At 65.9% G+C, this 3,795-nt stretch carries 2 protein-coding genes; one reads left to right on the forward strand and one right to left on the reverse strand.

Translation table 11 applies throughout. From position 1 onward, the window contains the following. Positions 1–234: 234 nt before the first annotated feature. Positions 235–471, reverse strand: coding sequence for an IS110 family transposase (locus VFH59_RS02975; RefSeq protein ID WP_325163398.1), 237 nt, complete (start codon positions 469–471; stop codon positions 235–237). 275 nt (positions 472–746) lie between these two features. Here VFH59_RS02975 and VFH59_RS02980 point away from each other — a divergent pair, with 275 nt between their 5' ends. Beyond that, positions 747–3,737 carry a Tn3 family transposase gene (locus VFH59_RS02980; protein ID WP_325163399.1) on the forward strand — a complete coding sequence of 997 codons (2,991 nt, stop codon included), beginning with the start codon at positions 747–749 and terminating at the stop codon, positions 3,735–3,737. The last annotated feature ends 58 nt before the right edge of the window (positions 3,738–3,795 follow it).

Genomic DNA, 3,795 nt, shown 5'->3' on the forward strand with positions numbered 1-3,795 from the left:
GGCGTCGTCCCGCACAAGGCCGCCGCCCCACGGTAACTGCCGACCGTCTCGTAGGCATCCATAATCTCCATCTGTTCCCTCGTGGTCTTCACCGTGCGCCCCCCATCGCTAACCAACCGGACGTTCCATCCGGCATGGTCGCGTCAGGGCGCGCTTCCCATTCGCCCTACGTCAGGGCGGGGACGTTCAGTTGGCCACCAGCGGGGACCTTGTTCTGGCCATCAGTGGAGACTTTCACATGGCCACGGACACCCGATCCAGGAGGGCAGCGACGAGCAACCCGTCGGGGCGCTCGATGGCAATGTGGATCTCACCTGGGTCCGGGCAGATCCCAGCCAGCCGCTGCGCCAACCGCTCCAGCCCGGCCACGCTGTGGTCGACCCGAAAGGCTCCCAGCTTATCGGCCCGCTCATTGGTCACGCACACATCGTGGTGCTCCATTGCCCAATCGATTCCGACATAGACCGGCATGCAATTCCCCCGTTCTTACGGCCCAGCGTTAGGGTCGCTGTCACCAAGTGCAAAGTAGGCCCGTGCTGAGCGGGTGATGTCGATGCGAGGCAGGGCTTCTCCATCTCGCGCGCCGACTTCCTTTCTGGAAACGGCACTTCGCCCGAATTCGCGCCATCCTTGCCCGCTTGCTGCGCGTGGTCTATGCTACCGGTCAGCGAAGAAGTACCGACACTGACCCTTCTCGGTACATCGGGACGCCCCGATGGCAAGCTTTTGGCAAAAGGGGGACCGCGGTGCAACGACAGTGGACGGCGGAGGCGTTGGCAGAGCACTGGACGGTGTTGCCGGCAGACCTGGACCTCCTGGGCAACAAGACTGGGGCGACTCGCCTCGGCTACGCGCTCTTGCTCAAGTATTTCCGGGCCGAGGGACGTTTCCCGCAGGCCAAGGCGGATCTCCCCCCCGCTGCCATCGTCCACGTTGCCCAGCAACTGGACCTGCCCCCCGAGCACTACCTGCAGTACGACTGGGATGGGCGCACGATCAAGTATCACCGGACACAGATCCGGGACGCCTTGGGCTTCCGCGAAGCGACCGTTGCCGATGCTGACGACCTTGCCGCCTGGCTGTGTCAGGCGGTGTTGCCCCACGAGCACCGCCCCGAGCAACTCCAAGCGGCGGTCTATGCGCGTTGTCGGGCTTGCCGGATCGAGCCCCCGGCCGATGGCCGGGTCGACCGGGTCGTCCACTCCGCGCTCCATACCTATGAAGACGCCCTGTTTCGGACGGTGCTGGAACGCCTTGGCACGGAGGGCCTGGCGCGGATTGACGCGCTGCTCGCCCCAGAGGAGCCGCTTGACGCGGCGAACACGGGAGCGACCGAGCCTGTCGGCGCGCGCGACGCGGGCAACGGGACGTTGCAGGCGCTCAAGGCCGATGCCGGCCGCATGCAACTGGACAACGTGCTGGCCCAAGTCGAGAAGCTGCGCCACGTGCGGCAGCTCGCGCTCCCGCCGGACCTCTTTGCTGCGGTCTCGCCCAAAGTGACGCGAGGCTACCGGCAACGCGCCGCAGCGGAGGCGCCCAGCGAGTTGCGCGCCCACCCGGACCCGGTACGGGCGACCCTGGTTGCTGCCCTGTGCCTGCTGCGGTCCCAGGAGATCACCGACGGTTTGATTGACCTCGTCATCGCCATGGTCCACAAGATTGGGGCGACGGCCGAGCGCAAGGTGGAAAAGGAGTTGCTCCACGACCTCAAGCGCGTGACCGGGAAGGCGAATCTGCTCTTCCATATCGCCGAGGCGTCGGTCGAGCACCCCGATGGCGTGATCCGCGACGTCATCTTCCCGGCGGCCGGCGGGGAGCAGACCCTGCGCGACCTGGTGCGCGAGTACAAGTCGACCGGCCCGGCCTACCGCCTGCACGTGCAGACGCACCTGCGGGCCTCCTACCGCGCCCATTACCGGCGGGTGCTTCCCGATTTGCTCGCGGTGTTGGAGTTCCGCTCGAACAACGCGGTCCACCAACCCGTCATCCGCGCCCTGGCCTTGCTGAAACGGTACGCGGCGAGCAAAAGCCGCCTCTTCGCCGCCACGGAGGACGTGCCCATCGACGGGGTGGTGCCGCCCGGCTGGTATGAGGTGGTCGTGCGGGCCGACGCCAAAGGGCGCGAGCGCATCGACCGGATCAACTACGAGATCTGCGTCCTACAGACCCTGCGCGACAAACTGCGCTGCAAGGAGATCTGGGTGGTCGGCGCCGATCGCTTCCGCAATCCGGACGAGGACCTCCCGGCGGACTTTGCCCTGCGGCGCGCCGCCTACTACGAGGCGCTCCGTTTGCCCACGGACGCCGACACCTTTCTCAAGGATTTGCAGGCCGAAATGGCGGACGCCTTGACCGCCCTCAACCGCGACATGCCGAAGAACCCGAGTGTGCAGCTCCTGGCCAAGGACAACGGCTGGATCAAGATTTCCCCGCTTGATCCCGTACCGGAGCCGCAGAACCTCGGGCGCTTGAAGGGCGAGATCAGCCGCCTCTGGCCCATGACCAGCCTGCTCGACATGCTCAAAGAGGCCGACCTGCGCATCGACTTCACCCGGGCTTTCACCAGCGCGGCGCAACGCGAGATTCTGGACCCGGAAACGGTGCGGCGACGCCTGCTGCTGTGCCTCTACGGCCTGGGCACGAACACCGGGCTCAAACGCATCGCCGCCGGCGAGCACGACGAGAGCTGGAGTGACCTGCGCTACGTGCGCCGGCGCTTCATCACGCGCGACCACGTGCGCGACGCCATCGCGCGGGTGGTCAATGCCACCTTCGCCGCGCGTAGCCCCCAGGTGTGGGGCGAGGGGACCACCACGTGCGCCTCGGACTCCAAGAAGTTTGGCGCCTGGGATCAGAACCTGCGCACCGAATACAGCCAGCGCCATCACGGCGCCGGCATCATGGTCTACTGGCACATTGAGAAGAAGTCCGCCTGCATCTACTCGCAGATCAAAACCGTCTCCTCCTCTGAGGTGGCCGCCATGATCGAGGGCGTGCTGCGCCACTGCACCGACATGACGGTCGAGAAGAACTTTGTCGATTCCCACGGCCAGTCGGAGGTGGCCTTTGCCTTCACCCGGCTGCTGGGCTTCCAGCTCATGCCGCGCCTCAAAGGGATCCACGCCCAGAAGCTCTCGCGCCCGTTCGCTGGACAGAAGGACGCCTATCCGCACCTCCAGCCCATCCTGACCCGCCCCATCAACTGGGATCTGATCCGCCAGCAGTATGACGAACTGGTCAAGTTCGCCACCGCACTCCGCTTGGGGACCGCCGAAACAGAGGCGATCCTGCGCCGTTTCACGCGCACCAGCGTGCAACACCCGACGTACGCCGCCCTGGCCGAACTGGGCAAGGTGGTCAAGACGATCTTCCTGTGCTCCTACCTGCGCGACGCAGCGGTGCGGCGCGAGGTGCATGAGGGGCTCCAAGTCGTGGAGAACTGGAACAGTGCCAACAACTTCATCCACTACGGCAAGGGCGGCGAGATCGCCACCAACCGCCTCGAGGAGCAGGAGGTATCCGTCCTGTGCATGGCCCTCCTCCAAAATGCGCTCGTCTTGATCAACACCCTGATGATCCAGCGGGTCCTGGCCGAACCGGCCTGGCTGGCGCGCATGACGCCCGAAGATCTGCGCGGCTTGACCCCGCTCATCTATGCGCACGTCAACCCGTACGGCGTGTTCCGCCTCGATATGACGAAGCGCCTGGCGCTGGAAGAGCTGGAGGCGGTCGGATGAGCGAGCTCCCCGAGGCGGCGGCAGTGCGCACGCCGGCACGCAGAAAGGCCCAGCAACT

This window comes from Frateuria sp., assembly GCF_035695185.1.
Classification (GTDB): Bacteria; Pseudomonadota; Gammaproteobacteria; order Xanthomonadales; family Rhodanobacteraceae; genus Frateuria_A.